At 70.4% G+C, this 20,193-nt stretch carries 15 protein-coding genes; 9 read left to right on the top strand and 6 right to left on the bottom strand.

Features of this window, described 5'->3' with window-relative positions:
• Positions 1 to 12: 12 nt before the first annotated feature.
• The gene (locus tag ACZ4RZ_RS11485; protein WP_467743767.1) at positions 13 to 1,065 is read right to left on the bottom strand and encodes a chitinase; all 1,053 of its coding nucleotides are present in this window, start codon (positions 1,063 to 1,065) and stop codon (positions 13 to 15) included.
• A gap of 324 nt (positions 1,066 to 1,389) precedes the next feature.
• Between ACZ4RZ_RS11485 and ACZ4RZ_RS11480 the strand changes: the two genes are divergently transcribed.
• The gene (locus ACZ4RZ_RS11480) at positions 1,390 to 2,394 is read left to right on the top strand and encodes an aldo/keto reductase (protein WP_467743766.1); all 1,005 of its coding nucleotides are present in this window, start codon (positions 1,390 to 1,392) and stop codon (positions 2,392 to 2,394) included.
• Between the two features lie 26 nt (positions 2,395 to 2,420).
• Positions 2,421 to 3,017 carry a TetR/AcrR family transcriptional regulator gene (locus ACZ4RZ_RS11475; protein ID WP_467743765.1) on the top strand — a complete coding sequence of 199 codons (597 nt, stop codon included), beginning with the start codon at positions 2,421 to 2,423 and terminating at the stop codon, positions 3,015 to 3,017.
• A 31-nt stretch (positions 3,018 to 3,048) separates the two neighbouring features.
• On the opposite strand, the gene ACZ4RZ_RS11470 is transcribed toward ACZ4RZ_RS11475, so the two are convergent.
• Positions 3,049 to 3,255 carry a hypothetical protein gene (locus tag ACZ4RZ_RS11470; protein ID WP_467743764.1) on the bottom strand — a complete coding sequence of 69 codons (207 nt, stop codon included), beginning with the start codon at positions 3,253 to 3,255 and terminating at the stop codon, positions 3,049 to 3,051.
• A 349-nt stretch (positions 3,256 to 3,604) separates the two neighbouring features.
• Between ACZ4RZ_RS11470 and ACZ4RZ_RS11465 the strand changes: the two genes are divergently transcribed.
• Positions 3,605 to 4,333 carry a transporter substrate-binding domain-containing protein gene (locus ACZ4RZ_RS11465; RefSeq protein WP_467743763.1) on the top strand — a complete coding sequence of 243 codons (729 nt, stop codon included), beginning with the start codon at positions 3,605 to 3,607 and terminating at the stop codon, positions 4,331 to 4,333.
• Between the two features lie 65 nt (positions 4,334 to 4,398).
• Here the strand turns inward: ACZ4RZ_RS11465 and ACZ4RZ_RS11460 are convergent, their stop codons facing one another.
• The gene (locus ACZ4RZ_RS11460; protein ID WP_467743762.1) at positions 4,399 to 5,829 is read right to left on the bottom strand and encodes an MFS transporter; all 1,431 of its coding nucleotides are present in this window, start codon (positions 5,827 to 5,829) and stop codon (positions 4,399 to 4,401) included.
• 248 nt (positions 5,830 to 6,077) lie between these two features.
• Here ACZ4RZ_RS11460 and ACZ4RZ_RS11455 point away from each other — a divergent pair, with 248 nt between their 5' ends.
• Positions 6,078 to 6,986, top strand: coding sequence for a helix-turn-helix transcriptional regulator (locus ACZ4RZ_RS11455; RefSeq protein ID WP_467744311.1), 909 nt, complete (start codon positions 6,078 to 6,080; stop codon positions 6,984 to 6,986).
• A gap of 48 nt (positions 6,987 to 7,034) precedes the next feature.
• On the opposite strand, the gene ACZ4RZ_RS11450 is transcribed toward ACZ4RZ_RS11455, so the two are convergent.
• Positions 7,035 to 8,498, bottom strand: coding sequence for an MFS transporter (locus tag ACZ4RZ_RS11450; RefSeq protein WP_467743761.1), 1,464 nt, complete (start codon positions 8,496 to 8,498; stop codon positions 7,035 to 7,037).
• Between the two features lie 166 nt (positions 8,499 to 8,664).
• Here ACZ4RZ_RS11450 and dusB point away from each other — a divergent pair, with 166 nt between their 5' ends.
• Entirely contained in the window at positions 8,665 to 9,819 is a 1,155-nt protein-coding gene (dusB, locus tag ACZ4RZ_RS11445; protein WP_467743760.1) for a tRNA dihydrouridine synthase DusB, read from the top strand.
• A 98-nt stretch (positions 9,820 to 9,917) separates the two neighbouring features.
• Positions 9,918 to 10,445, top strand: a complete 528-nt coding sequence (locus tag ACZ4RZ_RS11440; RefSeq protein ID WP_467743759.1) for a hypothetical protein — start codon at positions 9,918 to 9,920, stop codon at positions 10,443 to 10,445.
• Positions 10,446 to 10,601: 156 nt separating this feature from the next.
• Here the strand turns inward: ACZ4RZ_RS11440 and ACZ4RZ_RS11435 are convergent, their stop codons facing one another.
• Both ACZ4RZ_RS11435 and ACZ4RZ_RS11430 read right to left on the bottom strand, forming a co-directional pair.
• Positions 10,602 to 12,539: an amylo-alpha-1,6-glucosidase gene (locus tag ACZ4RZ_RS11435; protein WP_467743758.1), complete on the bottom strand. Its 1,938-nt coding sequence runs from the start codon at positions 12,537 to 12,539 to the stop codon at positions 10,602 to 10,604.
• Positions 12,536 to 14,347: an MGH1-like glycoside hydrolase domain-containing protein gene (locus ACZ4RZ_RS11430; RefSeq protein WP_467743757.1), complete on the bottom strand. Its 1,812-nt coding sequence runs from the start codon at positions 14,345 to 14,347 to the stop codon at positions 12,536 to 12,538. The genes ACZ4RZ_RS11435 and ACZ4RZ_RS11430 overlap by 4 nt, the downstream gene beginning before the upstream one ends.
• A gap of 119 nt (positions 14,348 to 14,466) precedes the next feature.
• Here ACZ4RZ_RS11430 and ACZ4RZ_RS11425 point away from each other — a divergent pair, with 119 nt between their 5' ends.
• The 3 genes from ACZ4RZ_RS11425 to ACZ4RZ_RS11415 all read left to right on the top strand — a co-directional run bounded on the left by ACZ4RZ_RS11425 (position 14,467) and on the right by ACZ4RZ_RS11415 (position 20,082).
• Positions 14,467 to 15,690: an ROK family transcriptional regulator gene (locus ACZ4RZ_RS11425; protein ID WP_467743756.1), complete on the top strand. Its 1,224-nt coding sequence runs from the start codon at positions 14,467 to 14,469 to the stop codon at positions 15,688 to 15,690.
• A gap of 531 nt (positions 15,691 to 16,221) precedes the next feature.
• The gene (gene ppdK, locus ACZ4RZ_RS11420) at positions 16,222 to 18,963 is read left to right on the top strand and encodes a pyruvate, phosphate dikinase (RefSeq protein WP_467743755.1); all 2,742 of its coding nucleotides are present in this window, start codon (positions 16,222 to 16,224) and stop codon (positions 18,961 to 18,963) included.
• Between the two features lie 183 nt (positions 18,964 to 19,146).
• The gene (locus ACZ4RZ_RS11415) at positions 19,147 to 20,082 is read left to right on the top strand and encodes an oxidoreductase (protein WP_467743754.1); all 936 of its coding nucleotides are present in this window, start codon (positions 19,147 to 19,149) and stop codon (positions 20,080 to 20,082) included.
• Positions 20,083 to 20,193: the final 111 nt, after the last annotated feature.

Here is a 20,193-nt window from a genome sequence, read left to right as displayed (position 1 = left end):
AGTTGAGGCGTCTCAACGGCCCTGGAGGGCCTTCACGTTGTCGCCGAACGTCCAGTTCTTCGAGCCGTCCCAGTTGATCGACCAGGTCATCAGGCCCTTGAGGCTGGTGCCGTAGTGCTTCCATGCCTGGGAGACGAGGCTCGGTGACATGTAGCCGCCGCCGGCGCCCGACTGGGCGGGCAGCCCGGGAACCTGCTTGTCGTACGGCACCTTGATGGTGGTGCCCTGGACGACCAGCCCCTTGTTCAGGCAGTCGGTCTGCGCGGTGAAGCCCTGGACGGTGCCCGCGGAGTACGAGTCGCCGGAGCAGCCGTACATGCTGCCGTTGTAGTACTGCATGTTCAGCCACCACAGGCGCCCGTTGTCCGCGTACTTCTTGACGATCGGCAGATACGCGCCCCATATCGAGCCGTACGTGATGCTGCCGCCCGTGACGTACGCGGTCTCCGGCGCCATGGTCAGCCCGAAGTTGGACGGCATCCGGGACAGCACCCCGTCGATGATGCGGATCAAGTTGGCCTGCGAGGTGGAGAGTTGACCAATGTTGCCGCTGCCGACGAGCCCCGTCTCGATGTCGATGTCGATGCCGTCGAAGTTGTACTTCTTCAGAATGGGCACGATCGTCGCGACGAACCGGTCGGCCACGGTGGACGAACTGAGGTCGATCCCGGCCGCCGCCCCGCCGATGGACAGCAGGATCGTCTGGCCGGACGCCTTGGCCGCGCACATCTCGGCCGGTGTCGCCACCTTCACGCCCGTGTCCATCCCGTCCTCCCACAGCGCGGTGCCGTCGGAGCGGATGACCGGGAACGCCGCGTTGATCACGTTGTAGCCGTGCCCGGCGATACGGGAGTCGGTGATCGGCGTCCACCCGAAGGGCGGGTGCACACCGTTGGACGACCCGTCCCAGTTCTCCCAGTAGCCCTGAAGGACCTTGCCTGCCGGGCGGGACTTCACGGCGCAGGTGTCGGCCGCGGATGCGGTGGGGGCGGTGGCGATCGACAGGGGGACGAGGACGGCTGCCGTCAGCGCGACGGCGAGCAGGCGCAGCTTGCGACGGATCATGCGAGGCCTCCCGGTGGGGGTGCGGCGAGGTGTCGTAGGTGCCGTATGTGTCGTAGGCATGACAGTGCGCGCGGTCCAGACCTGTCGTCAATAGGTCTGGACCAAATCAGGGCTGAGTCTGTGTGGCCGGGCGGTCGGAGGGGGTGACGGCTAACAGATGTCAGGTGACGGATGTCAGGTGACGGACGGTAGGTGACAGATAGCAGATGGCAACTAACAGATGACGGATGTCAGATAACAGATAACAGATGACAGATATTGAAATCTGTCATCTGTTATGTCATGGTGGATGCACCACCCCCCACGGACACCCAAGGAGTCCTCATGCAAACCCGCCCCCTCGGAGCCACCGGCCCCCAGGTCTCCGCCCTCGGCCTCGGCTGCATGGGCATGTCCGCGCTGTACGGCGAGGCCGACCGGACCGAGTCCATCGCGACGATCCACGCCGCCCTGGAGGCCGGCGTGACCCTGCTCGACACCGGTGACTTCTACGCCATGGGTCACAACGAGATGCTGATCGGCGAGGCGCTGCGCGCGGCTCCCGCGGCGCGGCGTGAGCAGGCGCTGACCAGCGTGAAGTTCGGCGCGTTGCGCGACCCGGACGGCGGGTGGTCGGGCTACGACGGTCGCCCGGCCGCCGTGAAGAACTTCGCCGCGTACTCGCTGCAGCGCCTCGGCGTGGACCACATCGACGTGTACCGGATCGCGCGGGCCGATCCCAACGTGCCGATCGAGGAGACGGTCGGGGCGATCGCGGAGCTGGTGGAGGCCGGGCACGTACGGCACATCGGCCTGAGCGAGGTCGGCGCGGAGACCATCCGCCGGGCCGCCGCCACCGCGCCCATCTCGGACCTGCAGATCGAGTACTCGCTCATCTCGCGCGGCATCGAGGACGAGGTCCTGCCGACCACGCGTGAGCTGGGCATCGGCATCACCGCGTACGGAGTGCTGTCGCGCGGTCTGATCTCCGGACACTTCACGCCGGACCGGCAGCTGGCCCCGACCGACTTCCGTTCCATGAGCCCCCGCTTCCAGGGCGACAACCTGCGGCACAACCTCGGTCTCGTCGAGGCGCTGCGGAAGGTGGCCGAGCAGAAGGGCGTCTCGGTGGCGCAGATCGCGATCGCCTGGGTGCTGTCTCGGGGCGAGGACATCGTGCCACTGGTCGGCGCGCGGACCCGGGAGCGTCTGGCGGAGGCGCTGGGCGCGCTGGACGTCACGCTCGAAGCGGACGACCTCGCCGCGATCGAGGCGGCCGTACCGGACGGCGCCGCAGCGGGCGACCGCTACCCGCAGGCGCAGATGTCGCACCTCGGCACGGAGCGCTGACGGTACCGGCAGGTACGGTCTTCGTCATGGCACCGACCACCGACGCACTGACCGCCGAGCGCATCCTCGAAGCGACCGAGGAGGTGCTGCGCCGCCACGGGCCCGCCAAGGCCACCGTGGTGGACGTGGCCCGCGCGCTCGGCGTCAGCCACGGCAGCGTCTACCGTCACTTCCGCACGAAGGCGGCGTTGCGGGAGGCGGTCACGAAGCGCTGGCTGGACCGTACGTCGCAGATGCTGGAGGAGATCGCCCAAACTCGGGACCAGACTCCTCCTGTGGCCCTGCGGCACTGGCTGGGCGCGCTGTTCACGGCCAAGCGGCACAAGGCGGGCGACGATCCCGAGCTGTTCGCCACGTACTCGGTGCTGCTCGGCGAGGCCAGTGCGGTGGTCCAGGAACACATCACCGACCTGGTCGAGCAGCTCACGCAGATCGTGTTCCGTGGTGTACAGGAGGGCGACTTCACGGCCGTGGACGGCGACTCCGCTGCGACGGCCCGCGCGATCTTCGATGCCACGAACCGCTTCCACGACCCGTGTTACGCCCACGAATGGGAACAGCCCGGCATCGAAGCGGAGTTCACGGCGGTCGTCGACCTGGTCCTGCGCGGACTGCGCCGCTGACCGGCGCCCGGCGGAGGGCCGCCCGCCGGGCCTACGCCTCCGCCGGATCCACCGTCGCCTGATGTGCCTCCGCCAGGTGTTCCTCCGCTTTGAGCCACGGCAGGAACTGCGCGCCCTTGCGCCAGCCGCAGGTGTCGCATCTGATCGTGCGTTGTACGCCCGCTCGTTGGACGCGTACGACGTGCTCGCGGCCGTGCTGGTCCCAGCGGCTTACCTTGCTCGTGTTGATCTGCAGCATGACACCTCCAGGTGTTACCGCTCCGCTTGCGCAGCAAGGAGTGTGCATCATGGCGAAGATCAACGGGGGTTCTTCGGCGGCGAGTTCGGTGTGGGGTCGGTCGCGGTCGTGAAGGGTTCAGGTGACCCTCGGCTGCCTCGACGGCGATGGTGGTCACGCTGACCTGCTGCTCCACCTGGTGGTTCACGGGGAGCCAGGTGGCCGTGAGGCTCGTGAAGCGGGTGGCACACCAGTGGGCGACGAGAGCCACCGGTGCCACGGAATCCGGCACGGGAGCCGAGCCCGGCGTAACCGGTCATCGGGCCGCGGCCCCGCACCCACCCCTTGCCTCCGACCTACACTCCGTTCCATGACGACCGGGACCGGAACTGCCGCCATCGCCAAGGACCTCGCCCCGAATGGCACCCTGCGAGCCTCGATCAACCTGGGCAATCCGGTACTCGCCCAGGGCACCCCGGCGGCCCCGGCCGGCATCACCGTCGACCTTGCGCGCGAGATCGGCGCGCGGCTGCGACTGCCCGTCGAACTCCTCTGCTTCGACGCCGCGCGCAAGTCGTACGAGGCGATGGCGCAGGACCGTGCAGACATCTGCTTCCTGGCCGTGGAGCCCGCGCGCGAGGCCGAGGTCGCCTTCACGGCGCCGTACGTCGTGATCGAGGGTGTGTACGCCGTGCCCCGGGACTCGGACCTCACCACCGTCGCGGACGTGGACCGTTCCGGCGTACGGATCGGCGTGAAGCGCGGTTCCGCCTACGACCTCTTCCTCTCCCGCACGCTGCGGCACGCGAGCGTCGTGCGCGGGGAGGAGGGGGTCGAGGTGTTCCGCGCCGAGGGCCTGGAGGCCGCCGCCGGTATCCGCCGGCCGATGACCGAGTTTGTCGCGGCGCACCCCGAACTCCGCCTGCTCGAGGACCGCTTCATGCAGATCCGCCAGGCGGTCGGCACGACCACGACCCGGCGCCCCGAGACCGTCCGCTTCCTCCACGACGTCGTCGAGGAGCTGAAGACGAACGGCTTCGTCGCGGCCGCCCTTCGCCGCGCGCACCAGCCGGAGACGCTGGTCGCTCCGCCTGCGTAGGGGCGCGCGGAGGGAGGGGACCCCGGACGGCCGTCCCCCGCCCTACCTGGGATCCGGCCCCGCGCTCAGCTGATCGTACGCGGCAGGCGCAGGCTCAAGGCCGTGGTCAGGGCCACGCCTGCCAGTTGGACGAGGAGGGTGGTCACCAGGGCGTTCTGCATGCCGTGGCTCGGTACGAGGGAGAGGAAGAGGGTGCCCAGGGTGGCGACGCCCAGGGCGAGGGCCGACTGCTGGGTGGTGATCATGACGCCGCTGCCGACGCCGGCCCGGGCGGGCGGGACCTCGGAGAGGATGATCCGGAAGATGACGGGGAGTTGGAGGGCCTGCCCCGCGCCCGCGACCGCCGCGCCCGGTGCCAGCTCCCACACTCCGAGGTTCGGCCAGGACCGCCAGGCGGTCACCACCAGTAGGCCCACACCCACCGCTTGGATCAGCCCGCCGGCGGTGACGACCCGGGTTCCGTAGCGGGCGACCAGCCTGGGACCGCAGAGGGAGACGACGAAGAAGACGACCGCCATGGGCGCGAGAGCCAGGCCCGCGGGCACCGGACCGAGGCCCGCGCCCCGCTGCAACGCCACGGCGATCACGAACATGAACCCGCTGAAGCCGATCGAGAACGGCACGATCATCACGAGGCCACGGCGCAGCGAGAGCAGCGAGAAGAGGCTCGGGGGGACCAGGGGCGTACGGCCGCTGCGGTCTTCCCGGCGTTCGACGAAGTAGAACGCCGCCGCCGCGACGGGGAACAGGACGAGTGACACCCAGGTCCACAGCGGCCAGCCCGCTGCCCGGCCCTCCGTGAGCGGGGCGAGGAGAGTCAGCAGGGAGATCGCGAGCAGTACCGTGCCCGGCGCGTCGATCGGCTCCGGGTGCTGCGAGCGCGTCTCGGGCACGGCACGCGCGGCCAGGATCAGACCGAGGATCACGACGGGCACGTTGACGAGGAACACCGCACGCCAGCCGGTGCCCGCGATGTCCGCCGCGACCAGGACGCCGCCGAGGATCTGCCCGGCCACCATGGACAGGCCGGCCGTGGCCCCGTACAGACCCATGGCCTTGGCGCGGCGCGTGCCCGCGGTCGCCGACTGGATGGTGGCGAGCACCTGCGGCAGCATGGCCGCGGACGCCGCGCCCTGCGCGACGCGCGCCGCCACCAGCGTCCAGGCGGTGGGCGCGAGCCCGCAGGCCAGCGAGGTCAGGCCGAAGGCCGCCATGCCGCCGAGGAAGAACTGACGCCGCCCGAAGAGGTCACCGAGGCGTCCGCCCAGGACGAGCAGGACGGCGTACGCGACTCCGTAGCCGGCGACGACGAGTTCGAGGACGGCCTCGCTCGCGTTCAGGTCACGGCCGATGGTCGGCAGGGCTACGTTGACGATGAAGAAGTCGATGAGAGGCAGTGCCGCACCGAGCAGCACGGTGAAGAGTCCGAGGCCGCCGAGCACGGGTGGTGCGACGGGGGAACGGACGGGGGTCGTGATAGTTCCGGTTTCGGTCACGTGGTCCAGCCTTCTCCCGGTCTCAGGCTGGTACCAGAGTCTTCTTATCCTGGTAGAAGCAGTACCTGGAAACAGGTTCCGGTGAGCGGCAGGCTGGAGGCATGACGACCATGGCGCAGGAGACGACGACCAGCAACCCTGCCCCGACGCCCACCACCGCCGCGCCGGAGACGAGGCCCGGCAGCGCCGCGCCGGATGCGACGCCCGGCACCGCTGCCCCGGAGACGACGACTGGCACCGTCGCCCCGATGGGCACCCCCGAGCCCCCGCAGCCGCACGGCACCGCAGCCCCCCGCGGCAGCGAGATCCGGCGGAACGAACTCGCCGCCTTCCTGCGCAACCGCCGCGAACGCATCACGCCCGAGCAGGTCGGACTGCCCCGCGGCCGCCGCCGGCGCACCCCGGGCCTGCGCCGCGAGGAGGTCGCGCAGCTCTCCGCCGTCGGCGTCACCTGGTACACCTGGCTCGAACAGGCCCGTGACATCCAGGTCTCCGAGCAGGTCCTCGACGCCCTGGCCCGCACCCTGCTGCTGGACTCCAGCGAGCGCGCCCACCTTTTCCAGCTGGCGGGCGCCGTCGACCCCTCGCCCGCCGCGCAGTGCCCGACCATCACCCCGGCCCTGCGCCTGATGCTGACCCAGCTGGAGCCGGTCCCGGCCTGCATCCAGAACAGCCGGTACGACATCCTCGCGTACAACCGCACGTACGCCCGTCTGATGATGAGCGACCTCGACGCCGTACCGCCCGAGGACCGCAACTGCATGATCCTCGTCTACACGAACGAGGAGTGGCGCAAATCGATCGTGCTCCTGGACGAGACCATGCGCATGATGGCCGCCAAACTGCGCGCGTCGATGGCCGGACACCTCGGTGAACCCGCCTGGAAGATGCTGGTCAAGCGGCTGAAGACGGAGTCGGCGGAATTCCGGGAGATCTGGGAGCGGTACGAGGTGGTGGGCGGCGCCCGCAGCAAGACCAAGCAGTTCCTCAACCCGTACGTCGGGCTGCTCACCCTCGACCACACCGACCTGTGGCTGGCGCCCGACATGGGCGCCCGCATGGTGACGTACGCCCCCACGGACGAGGAGAGCCGCGAGCGCCTGGAGCAGCTGTACGAGCGCGCGCTGTCGGCGGAGGCCGAGGCCGCGGTCGCCTAGATCGTCGCGTCGGCGGTGCCCGGCCGAGCGGCGGTCCGGCCAGGTCGCCTAGGCGGCGGGTGCGTCCTGGGCCCGTACGCGCACCTGGTCCCGTGCCTCCGGGGACTCCAGTTGTTGCGCCGTCCGCTCGGCCGTGCCGCGCGCCCAGCGTCCGCTGGTCAGCGCGCCCAGGATCAGAACCGCGAGACCGCACCCGGCGATGATCCACCAGCCGGGGCGGGCGGCCGACACGAACGTGTCCTTGTACGCCGACGCCCCCACCCCGGAGGCCAGCACCGCGCCGACCACGGCGACGCCGAGGGTGCCGCCGATCTGGCGGCTGGTCGAGGCGACGGCGGCGGCGACGCCCGCCTGGCTGCGGGGCATGCCGGAGACGGCGGTGTTGGTGATGGGGGCGTTCACGAAGCCGAAGCCCAGGCCGAAGAGGACGTAACCGAGGACCAGCGTGGCGTTCGAGGTCTCGGCCTCGAAGGCGGCGAAGAGGATGCCGCTCGCGGTCATGGCGACCCCGGCGACCAGGAGCGAGAAGCGCGGGCCGCGGCTGCCGACCAGTCGGCCCGACACGGGCGCGCACACGAAGCACATGGCCGCCATCGGCAGCATCCACAGGCCCGCGTGCAGTGCGTCCAGGCCGCGGACGTTCTGCAGATAGAGCGTCGACAGGAACAGGAAGCCGCTGAGCGCCGCGAACGCGCTGATGGCGATGACGGTGGCCCCGCTGAACGGCGCCGAGCGGAAGAAGCGCAGGTCGATGAGGGGTTCGGCGCGCCGGGGCTCGTACCGCAGAAGGCCGAGCAGCGCGGCGACGGCGATCGCGCCGAAGGCGAGGGTCTTGGGGATGCCGGAGCTGGGCGCCTCGATGATCGCGTACGTCAGCGAGCCGAGCAGGGCGATCACGAGGAACTGGCCGACCGGGTCGGGGCGGCGGGCCTTGGGCGCGCGGGACTCGGGGACGTAGCGCAGGGTGAGCAGCAGCGCGGCCAGGCCCACCGGGAGGTTGATCCAGAAGATCGACCGCCAGCCGACCGAGTCCACGAGCAGGCCGCCGACCAGCGGACCGGCGGCCATCGAGATGCCGACCACGGCGCCCCACGCACCGATCGCGCGGGCGCGCTCGCGCGGGTCCGTGAAGGTGTTGGTGATGATCGACATCGCCACCGGGTTCAGCATCGAACCGCCGACAGCCTGCACCATGCGGAAGGCGATGAGGGAGTCGAGGTTCGGGGCGAGGGAGCACAGCACCGAGCCGATCGTGAAGATGATCAGGCCCGCCATGAAGACCTTGCGCCGCCCGATGCGGTCGGCGGTCGAGCCCGCGAGCATCAGCAGCGAGGCCAGCACCAGGGTGTACGCGTCGATCGTCCACTGCAGGCCCGCCACGCTCGCGTGCAGTTCCTTCTGCATCGAGGGCAGGGCAACGTTCAGAACCGTGTTGTCGAGGCTCACGATCAGCAGGCTCATGCAGCAGATCGCGAGCACCAGCATCCGGTGACGGTGGCTGAGCTCTGGCATTCCAACAGGGTACGCCGTTTTCGATAGTGTGTCTAACTAATGACTGCTACATGATCTTCTCTCTCGCATCTCGGTGAGGCGCCCGCCCCAGAGCGGTCCGGGCGCGCGCCGTGCTACGCGAGATACGGCCGTACGAGCACACGCCGCCGTACGCGACAATGGGGGAATGTCCACGCCGACCCTCGCTCCCGCGTCCCCGCTGTCGATCGGCCCCCACACGGTGCAGCCGCCCGTCGTCCTCGCACCCATGGCGGGGATCACGAACGCGCCGTTTCGCACGCTGTGCCGCGAGTTCAGCGGCGGCAAGGGCCTGTTCGTCAGCGAGATGATCACCACGCGGGCGCTGGTCGAGCGCAACGAGAAGACCATGCAGCTGATCCACTTCGACGCGAGCGAGAAGCCGCGCTCGATCCAGCTGTACGGCGTGGACCCGGCGACCGTCGGCAAGGCCGTCCGCATGATCGCGGAGGAGGGCCTGGCCGACCACATCGACCTGAACTTCGGCTGCCCGGTGCCGAAGGTGACCCGCAAGGGCGGCGGCTCCGCCCTCCCGTACAAGCGGAACCTGCTGCGGGCGATCCTTCGCGAGGCCGTCAGCGGCGCCGGGGACCTGCCCGTCACGATGAAGATGCGCAAGGGCATCGACGACGATCACATCACGTTCCTCGACGCCGGCCGGATCGCGATCGAGGAGGGCGTGACGGCGATCGCGCTGCACGGGCGCACCGCCGCACAGCACTATGGCGGCACGGCGGACTGGGACGCCATCGCGCGCCTCAAGGAGCACGTGCCGGAGATCCCGGTGCTCGGCAACGGCGACATCTGGTCCGCGCAGGACGCGGTGCGGATGGTGCGGGAGACCGGGTGCGACGGGGTTGTCGTCGGGCGCGGCTGCCTCGGCCGGCCGTGGCTGTTCGGCGACCTGGTGGCCGCCTTCGAGGGCCGTACGGACGCCTATGCCCGCCCGACGCTGCGCGAGGTCGCGGCCGTCATGGTCCGGCACGCCACCCTGCTCGGCGAGTGGATCGGCGACGAGACGCGCGGTGTCATCGACTTCCGCAAGCACGTCGCCTGGTACCTGAAGGGCTTCGCGGTCGGCTCCGAAATGCGCAAGCGCCTCGCGATCACCTCGTCGCTCGCCGAACTCTCCGAGGGCCTCACCGAGTTGGACCTCGACCAGCCCTGGCCCCTCGGCGCGGACGGGCCCCGCGGCCGTACCTCCGGCAACAACAGGGTCGTCCTGCCGGACGGTTGGCTGAAGGACCCCTACGACTGCGCGGGGATCAGCGAGGACGCGGAACTGGACACGTCCGGGGGCTGATACCCGTCCCTACCGGGCCCGCGCTCCCTTGGCCGGGCCGCTGCCGCGAGGCCGGGCGCCCTCGACAGCCGGGAGCCGACTCCCCGACACTGGGCGGCGTGACGGACAGCACGGTGTGGGTCGCGGTCTTCACCGGCGCCACGGCGGTGCTGGCCAGTTGGGTGACCACCCAGGGCAACGCCCGGGCGGCCAAGGTCCAGGCGGAGGCATCGGCGCAGGTCCAGCACCGCGACCGGATCCGGGAGCTCCGGCGGGCCGCCTACCTGGACCTCATGGAACAGGCGCACGCTGCGGGCCAGTTGTACTGGCGAGTCGGCGACGCCTACGTCCAACTCTCCGACCCCGGTGCCCGTTTGGCACGCATTCAGGAAATCCGTGTCGAACTGCGCGCCGCCTTCGACCCTCTCATGCGCAGCGTCAGGGTCATCCTGCTGGAAGGCCCCGCCCGCGCCGCCGAGGCGGCCGAGGCCGTTCAGCTCGCGGCGGTGCATGCGAGCCGTGCGCTGTGGCGGGTCACGGAGGGCGACTCGGGCGCCCGTGATCGCTTCGACGAGGCCCATGGAGTGTTCCGCCAGAGGCTGGACGGCTTCATCGAGGCGGCCCGAGTCGCCATGGCCGCGCCCTGAGGGTTCCTCCACCTGAACACTCGTCCGACACCCGTGCAGGCGGCAGGGTTCACAACAGGGCCGCGCAGGCGTGCGGTGGAGCGGCCGGCTCGACTCCTCACCGGGCAAAGGACAACGTAGCCTCACCGATCAAAGGGCAAGGACGAGCTGAGGTAGTCAAGCGCCCCCCACCGCCGTCAGCAGCGCCAAGGGAGCCGCCGCCGACCTCGACTCCCGTACGCACGCGTGCGGATAGGGCACCGGCTCGCCGTGGGTGTCTCGGCCGTAGCCCGCGAGGACCTCGGGGAGGCGGTGGCCGGCGGCGGTGGCCGCGTCGACGAGGGCGTGGGCGACCGTGCGGGCCTCGTCGTGCAGGCCGTACCGCGCCAACCCCAGCGTGATCAGCGCGTTGTCGTGCGGCCAGACCGAGCCGCGGTGGTACGAGAGCGGGTGGTACGCCGGCTGGTCGGCGGCCAGCGTGCGCACGCCCCAGCCGGAGAAGAAGTCCGGTTCGAGGAGTCGGCGGCCGACCAACTCGCCGTACTCCTTGTCCAGAAGGCCGGACCACAGCAGGTGGCCCGCGTCCGACGCGAGAGCGTCGACGTGATGCCCGTCGCCGTCCAACGCCAGTGCAGGGAAAGCGTGTTCGGCCATCCAGAAGTCCCGCTGGAAGCGGTCGCGGAGGTCACCTGCGGCCTGTTCGAGCAGGGCCGCGTACACCTCGTCGTCCCAGACCGTGCGGGCCAGGTGCGCGGTGCGGCGCAGGGCGTCGTACGCGTACCCCTGCGCGCCCGCCGCCATCACCGGGCCGGTGGGACGGCTGCCGTCGGCCGAACAGATGGCGCCCGGGGAGTCCTTCCAGTTCTGGTTGGCGAGACCACCGCGGTCCGCGCGGTAGACGAGATAGCCGCGCGAGGTCAGCCCGCCGTGGTCCAGCATCCAGCCGATCGCCGCGCGGGCGTTGGCCTCCAGGCGCCGGGCCGGCGTCGGATCACCGGTCTGCTCGGTGTAGGCGCCGAGCAGCACCAGGAACAGTGGTGTCGCATCCACCGAACCGTAGTAGCGCCCGTACGGCACCTGCCCGAAGTGCGCCAGTTCACCGTGCCGCACCTCGTGCACGATCTTGCCGGGCTGGGCCACCGCCCCTGCCCCCGTCTCCGTCGCCTGGGTCGCGGCCAGCGCGGGCAGCGTGGCAGCGGCGAGCTGGGGGCGGTAGGGGAGCGCGAACAGGGAGGTCAGGAGGGCGTCGCGGCCCAACAGGGTGAGGAACCACGGCACTCCGGCCGCCGGGACACGCAGCTCCTCACCGTCCGGGCCCGTCGCAGGGACCTGTAGTACCGCCAGGTCGGACAGGCCCCGCGCGCAGGCCGCGGCCAGCTCCGGCCAGCCAGTCGGGAAGGGCACGCCCTCCGCGAACTCGCCCTCCAGAGCCAGGAGTTGCTCGTTGGCGGCGGCGGGGGAGAGCGGTACGCGCGGATCGTGCGCGGCACCGTGCGGCCGCGCCGCGACCCGCAGCGACAGCTCCGCCGAACCGTGCGGTTCGAGATCCAGGGTCCATACGAGGCGACGCGCGCCCGTGCCCGTCTCTTCGACGCCGTCCGGGGCGGGCTCGGAGGTGACGGTCGTAGAGGACCGCCATTCACCGCGCCGGTAGCTGAACTCCACGCCGTCGTCGAGGACTTGGCGCTGGCGGACCACGCCCGTCTTGGCGTACGTACGGTAGTCGGAGCGCAGCTCGAACTGGTCCGTGAAGTCGGCGTCCGCGGTGACCGCGATGCGGACCGTCGTGGGCGTCGGACGGTTACTGGTGACGCGCAGGGCCTCCACGAACGCGCTGTCGGCGACCGCCTGTTCACGGAAGAGCGTGTACGCGGGCGGCTCGGTGCGACCGCCGCGCGGCACCAGCACACAGCGTGCCGTGTCGCCGTCCGTGACCGGCGTGAGCGCCTCGGGCACCGCGCCGTCGACGGTCAGCTGCCAGCGGCTGAGGTGCCGGGCGTCCCGTACGAATAACCCGTCCGGGGAGCTGCCGCCCCGCACGCCGCTGATGTCCCCGCCGTCGCCCACGGCGGCGAACGTCCCACCGTGCACGAGCAGATGATGCCGGTCCGTCATCCCCGGTCCCCTCCCTTGGCGCCCGTCTCGAATGCGCTGTGTCGTGTTGTGCCGTTCCCCGTGGAGCTGTGTGCCTTGTCGAACGCGCCGTGCCCCGGGTGGGACACGACTTGGTCCGCCCCCGAAGGATCGTGCAGCAGGTCCAGCGTCAGCGCGGCCGTCCAGCTGAAGCCGAGTGCTCCGCAGGCCTCGCCGGTGTACGGGTCCACGTACTCCGCGAACCCGGACTCCCCGGCCGTGTCGAGCAGCGCGGCCCGCAGCCCGTCCGCCCGCGCGTGCTGCCCGTGCAGCCGCAGCCCCCGCTCCAGCAGCCAGTTGGTGTTGAACCAGGCCGGTCCCCGCCAGTACCGGTGCGGGTCGAACGCGTGCCCGGTCAGGTCGTAACTCGGCGCGAGCCGGGTGGCCCCGCCGAGCCCGAAGTGCCGGCCGCTCGCGGTGCGTACGAGAGTGGCGGCGATGTCGCGGGGCAGCGCGGGGAGGATGAGCGGGAGCAGCCCGGCGACACTGCGCTCGGGGATCAGGACACCACTGGGCGAGCGCCGCTCTGAACCGTGAGCAGTGCTCTGGAAGCGCTGCTCCGAATCGTGAGCACTGCTCTGTGAGCCCCGCTCCGGAACGTGAGCACTGCTCTGCGAGCGCCGCTCCGGAATGTGAGCACCGCTCCGTGTCACCCGCTCCGAATCGAGAGCACCGCTCTCGTCCCCGTCCCCGCCATACACATCCCGGCAGAAGAACATCCCCGCCGCCGGATCCCACAGCCGCTCCACCAGCGCCGCCGTCAGGCGCTCGGCGCGGGCGTGCCGGGCCGTCCCCGCCGCACCCAGCTCCTGCGCGATGCGCGCCAGCGCGTGTTCCGACGCGATCAGCAGGGCGTTGAACGCCGGGTCCTCGACCGCGAACTCGCCCGCCCGTCTCCCACCGCCACCCTCAACCGAGGCCCTGCGGGCCACCCCTTCGTCTACCCCGTCCGCGTACCCGCGGTCCCGGTAGTCGGTGGCGAGGCGAACGTACCGCCCGTAGTCGAGGTCGGTCGGACGGTCCTCGGGGGTCCCGTGGTCGAGGTCGGCGCGGCGGAAGGAGCGGGCCGGGGCCGGGGTGATCCGGCTCAGCGGGGCGTCCCAGCACGGGCTGTTGTCCATGCCCTGTTCCCAGGGGTGGACCACGGAGGCGAGCCCCCCGCCGCCCAGGTCCCGGCGGTGCAGGAGGTAGCGGTGCCAGGCCGCCAGGCGGGGATACATCCGGGGGAGGAAGTTGCGGGCCCGGGACAGCCCCGGGTCGGCCCGGTGCACCAGCCACACGGCGAGCGCGTGCACCGGTGGCTGCACGATGCCCGACGTCTGTACGGTGCGCGGGGCGCCCGCAGCGCGCCCCGCGGTCGAGGAGCGCCAGAAGTCGGGGCTCGGGAAGTACGCGTCCAGCGGCACGGAGGGGTTGAAGACGATGTGCGGGATCCGCCCGTCGGCCCACTGCGCGCCGAGCAGGGTCTCCAGCTCCGTCTGTGCCCGCAGCGGGGACAGATGGCGCAGTCCGATCGCGATGAACGCGGAGTCCCACGACCACTGGTGCGGATACAGACCGCGCGAGGGCACCGTGGACGTTCCCGTCCAGTTGCCGTTCAGGACCCGGGCGGCCCTGAGGTGCAGTGAACCCGTCGGGTCGGCGGAATCGTATACAAGTGATCCTGAATGGCTGATCTCGCCCGGACCGGGCGAAGAGGGCGGGCCGGCGGTGTGCACGGGAGTGCCGGAGGTGCGCACGGGGGTGGTGATACCCGTGCGCAGGGCGGTGAGCTGGGTTGTGCTGTCCACTCAGGTCTCCCCGAAGACGTCCGGCCGGCCAGTTCGGCAGTAGGTACCGTAGGGTTACGTCTATTTAACACGCAAAACTCAATATGTAATGCAGAGTTGAGGAACGCAAGGGGGTGCGCATGACAGGAAGGGCAGGGAGAACCGTGAAGGCCGGGAACCAGGCAAGCGCCGGAGATCTGCTCGAACTGGTGCGCAGTGGCCGCGCCACGACGCGCGGCGCACTGCAGCAGGCCACCGGCCTGTCGCGGGCCACGGTCGGCCAGCGGCTCGACCGGCTCTTCCGTGCGGGCTGGCTGCGCGAGGGTGCGGGGGGTCCGGTGGACTCGCCGCTGGGCGGCCGTCCCTCCATCACCCTCGAGTTCGACGACGCCCACGCCGTCGTCCTCGCCGCCGACCTCGACACCCGGCACGGCCGGGCGGCCGTCCTCACCCTGACCGGCGAGATCCTGGCCGAGCACACGGGTGTCGTGGTGATCGACGAGGGCCCGGAGGCGGTCCTCGGCGAACTCGCGCGCTGGTTCGCCGAACTGCTGGAGAAGGCCGGGCATCCGGCGGACGCGGTGTGCGGCATCGGGCTCGCGGTGCCGGGCCCCGTCGACAGCGACACCGGCCGCGTCGTACAGCCGCCGATCATGCCGGGCTGGGACGGCTACGACATAAGAGGACGCCTGGGCCGCGCCTTCGCCGAGCGCTCGGGCGCCAGGGCGGACATCCCCGTACTCGTCGACAACGACGCCAACCTCATGGCGTACGGCGAACAGCGCACCGGATACCCGGACTGTTCGGCGTTCGCCCTGGTCAAGGTCTCCACCGGCATCGGCGCGGGCATGGTCGTGGGCGGCGCCATCTACCGCGGTGTCGACGGAGGCGCCGGCGACATCGGGCACATCCGGGTGGGCGCCGACGCGCTGTGCCGGTGCGGCTCGTACGGCTGTCTGGCCGCCGTCGCGAGTGGTGGCGCGGTGGCCCGACGGCTCGCCGAGTCCGGGGTTCCGGCCGCCTCCGGCTCAGATGTGCGCGACCTGCTGGCGGCCGGGCACCCCGAGGCGATGGCGCTCGCGCGGGAGGCGGGGCGGCAGGTCGGTGACGTACTGGCCACCGTGGTGACGCTGCTCAACCCCGGTGTGCTGATGATCGCCGGGGATTTGGCCGGAACTCCCTTCCTCACCGGTGTGCGCGAGCTGCTGTACCAGCGGGCGCTGCCCCGCTCCACCGCTCATCTGGACGTGGTGACCTCGCAACTGGGCGAGCGGGCGGGGCTGGTCGGGGCCGGGGCGCTGGTCGTGGAGTACCTGTACGCGCCGGAGCGGGCCGAGCAGCGACTGGCCGCGCTCGGCGTGTGACACCAGGGCACACCAGGGCACACCAGGGCACACCAGGGCACGCCCGCCGGAGTGCCGGACATGCGCAGGAGCACCACGCATACGCAGGAGCATCCGGGCACATCAGGGCACATCCAGGCGTGTGACATCCATGTGTCGTGTCCGCATCGTGGTCCGAATAGTAAAATTTGGCCGCCTCATGCGGCGTGATTCTCGCCACCCTTGATAAGGGTTCCGCTCAGATGAGCGGATCTTGGGCGACTGCACTTCCCTAAGGGGTGGCACTCAGTGCCACCCCTTGATCGTTCATCGATTAAACTCAGACGTGCTGGACGTCGCTCACCTGAGCGTCTGCGGGTATCTTCGGGCATTGATTCGTTCAAGAAGTGAAAACATCAGCCCGTGAGGACTTGCCAAGCCTTGACTTTCGATCTGCTGGCGGACGAGTGGTTACAGGCGTATGACGCGCAAGTGGACGTACCCAGGCGCCTTCGATCTGGGTATGTTCCCCGTCGTCAGGGCAGCCACCGCGACGTCGAGGAGTCGAGACTCGTGTCGGAAAACAAAGATCCCCACGTAGCTGAGAGCGGCGTCGAGGGCGTGAAGTTCGTTTATGACTTCACCGAGGGCAACAAGGACCTCAAGGACCTCCTGGGCGGCAAGGGCGCGAACCTTGCCGAGATGACCAACCTGGGCCTTCCGGTCCCTCCCGGCTTCACCATCACCACCGAGGCGTGCAAGACGTACCTCGACAGTGGCGAGGAGCCGGCGGCACTGCGTGACGAGGTGAGTGCGCACCTCGAGGCCCTCGAAGCGAAGATGGGCAAGAAGCTCGGCCAGGCCGATAACCCTCTGCTCGTATCCGTCCGTTCCGGGGCGAAGTTCTCCATGCCGGGCATGATGGACACCGTCCTGAACATCGGCCTCTCCGACAAGTCGGTCCAGGGCCTGGTCAAGCAGGCCGGCGACGAGCGCTTCGCGTGGGACTCGTACCGCCGTCTCATCCAGATGTTCGGCAAGACGGTCCTCGGTGTCGACGGGGAGCTCTTCGAGGACGCCCTGGAGGCGGCCAAGAACGCCAAGAAGGTCACGGTCGACACGGACCTCGAAGCGGCCGATCTGAAGAAGCTGGTCACCAAGTTCAAGAAGATCGTCAAGACCGAGGCCGGTCGCGACTTCCCGCAGGACCCGCGCGAGCAGATGGACCTCGCCATCAAGGCGGTCTTCGACTCGTGGAACGGTGACCGCGCGAAGCTGTACCGACGCCAGGAGCGCATCCCGCACGACCTCGGCACGGCGGTCAACATCTGCTCGATGGTCTTCGGCAACCTGGGCCCCGACTCGGGCACGGGCGTCGCCTTCACCCGGGACCCGGCCTCCGGCCACCAGGGCGTGTACGGCGACTACCTGCAGAATGCCCAGGGCGAGGACGTGGTGGCGGGCATCCGCAACACGGTCCCGCTCGCGGAGCTGGAGCAGATCGACAAGAAGTCGTACGACCAGCTGATGCAGATCATGGAGACCCTGGAGAACCACTACAAGGATCTCTGCGACATCGAGTTCACCATCGAGCGCGGCCAGCTGTGGATGCTGCAGACCCGCGTCGGCAAGCGCACGGCGGGTGCGGCCTTCCGCATCGCCACGCAGCTGGTGGACCAGGGCCTGATCGACGAGGCGGAGGCGCTCCAGCGCGTGACGGGCGCCCAGCTCGCGCAGCTGATGTTCCCGCGCTTCGACGACGAGGCCAAGGTCGAGCAGGTCGGCCGCGGCATCGCTGCCTCGCCGGGCGCGGCGGTCGGCAAGGCGGTCTTCGACTCGTACACCGCGGTGAAGTGGTCGCGCTCCGGCGAGAAGGTCATCCTCGTCCGCCGTGAGACCAACCCGGACGACCTCGACGGCATGATCGCGGCGGAGGGCATCCTGACCTCCCGCGGCGGCAAGACCTCCCACGCGGCCGTGGTGGCGCGCGGCATGGGCAAGACCTGTGTCTGCGGCGCCGAGGAGCTGGAGGTCGACACCAAGCGGCGCCGGATGACGGTGCCCGGCGGGCACGTCGTGGAGGAGGGCGACCTCATCTCCATCGACGGCTCCACCGGCAAGGTGTACCTGGGCGAGGTCCCGGTCGTCCCGTCGCCGGTCGTCGAGTACTTCGAGGGCCGGATGCACGCGGGCGCCGACGACGCCGATGAGCTGGTCGCCGCGGTGCACCGGATCATGGCGTACGCGGACCGGGTGCGCCGCCTCCGGGTTCGCGCCAACGCCGACAACGCGGAAGACGCCCTGCGGGCCCGCCGCTTCGGCGCCCAGGGCATCGGCCTGTGCCGTACCGAGCACATGTTCCTCGGTGACCGGCGCGAGCTGGTCGAGCGCCTGATCCTGGCGGACACGGACGCCGAGCGCGAGGACTCGCTGAAGGAGCTGCTCCCGCTCCAGAAGCAGGACTTCGTCGAGCTCTTCGAGGCGATGGACGGTCTTCCGGTGACGGTCCGTCTCCTGGACCCGCCGCTGCACGAGTTCCTCCCGGACATCACGGAGCTGTCGGTCCGTGTGGCCCTCGCGGAGTCCCGCAAGGACTCCAACGAGAACGACCTGCGCCTGCTCCAGGCGGTGCACCGGCTGCACGAGCAGAACCCGATGCTGGGCCTGCGGGGCGTGCGCCTGGGCCTGGTCATCCCCGGTCTCTTCACCATGCAGGTACGGGCGATCGCGGAGGCCGCGGCCGAGCGCAAGAACGCGAAGGGCGACCCGCGGGCGGAGATCATGATTCCGCTCGTCGGCACCGTCCAGGAGCTGGAGATCGTCCGCGACGAGGCCGACCAGGTCATCGCGGAGGTCCAGGCGGCGACGGGTACGGAGCTGAAGCTGGCGATCGGCACGATGATCGAGCTGCCGCGCGCCGCCCTGACGGCAGGCCAGATCGCGGAGGCGGCGGAGTTCTTCAGCTTCGGCACGAACGACCTCACCCAGACGGTGTGGGGCTTCAGCCGGGACGACGTGGAGGCCTCCTTCTTCACGGCGTACCTGGAGAAGGGCATCTTCGGTGTCTCCCCCTTCGAGACGATCGACAAGGACGGCGTCGGTTCGCTGGTGAAGTCCGCGGTGAAGGCCGGCCGCGAGACGCGCCCCGACCTGAAGCTCGGCGTCTGCGGCGAGCACGGGGGTGACCCCGAGTCGGTCCACTTCTTCCACGAGGTGGGTCTCGACTACGTCTCCTGCTCGCCGTTCCGGATCCCGGTGGCCCGCCTGGAGGCGGGGCGCGCGGCGTCGACGTCGAAGGGCAGCGACCACCGCTGACCCACCCGACCCCCGGGACCGCAGCCGGTCATCCTGACCCTCACCGGCCGGCCGCGGTCCCGGTCCACCACGAGAGGGCGGTACCCCTGTGCGGGGGGTGCCGCCCTCTTGGGGTTCAACGGGACTTCGGGGGGGCGATGCGGCGTACCGTGGGGCCGGAGATCACCGGAGAGGGAATGCGTCATGGCGGTCTGGAATCTGAGCGACATCCCGGATCAGAGTGGGCGCACCGCCGTCGTCACGGGAGCCAACAGTGGCCTCGGGTACGTGACAGCACGTGAGCTCGCCCGGCGTGGTGCCCGGGTCGTGCTCGCCTGTCGGAGTGAGGTGCGGGGGGCCGAGGCGGGGGACCGGCTCGCCACCGAAGTGCCCGGCGCCGATGTCGAGTTCGTACGGTTGGATCTCGGGGATCTGCAGTCCGTACGGGAGTTCGCGGGCACGTATGAGCGGGCGTACGACCGCCTTGATCTGCTCGTCAACAACGCCGGTGTCATGGCGCTGCCGCTCGGGCGCACCACCGACGGGTTCGAGACGCAGTTCGGGGTCAATCATCTGGGGCACTTCGCGCTCACCGGGCTGTTGATGCCCGAACTGCTCGCCACGCCGGGCGCGCGCGTCGTGACCGTGTCGAGCGTGGTCCACGCGCTTGCCAACATCGACATCGATGATCTGAACAGCGAGCGTCGGCCGTATCGGAAGTGGATCGCCTACGGACGGTCCAAGACCGCCAATCTCCTCTTCACCCATGAGCTCGCACGGCGGCTGGCCGCCGTCGGGTCCGATGTCGTCCCGGCCGCCGCGCACCCGGGATACGCCTCCACCAACCTCCAGACCGCCGGGCCGAAGCTGGAGGGACGCAAGGGCGCCGAGCGGTTCATGGAGATCGGCAACCGGGTCTTCGCGCAGAGCGCCGAGGCGGGGGCGCTGCCCTCGCTGTACGCGGCCACCGCACCGGACGTGCGGCCCGACGCGTTCATCGGACCGTCGTTCGCGATGTGGCGCGGCTCGCCCGGGAAGTCCTGGCGTGCCGGGTGGACGCTCAACGACATGGCGGCGGAACGGCTTTGGGCCGCATCGGAGCGGCTGACCGGAGTCACGTACGACGCGTTCAAGGTGTGACGGCCCGGGGAGCGGGCTTCGCGGCCGCGCCGCCCTCCCGGCTGCTCCCGCCGCCAGCCCTGCGGCCCTCCCGGCCAGCCCTGCCGCCCTCCCCGGCTGCTCCTGCGGCCC

This window comes from Streptomyces sp. NPDC027189 (genome assembly GCF_055566975.1).
This window is presented reverse-complemented; position numbering and strand designations above follow the sequence as displayed.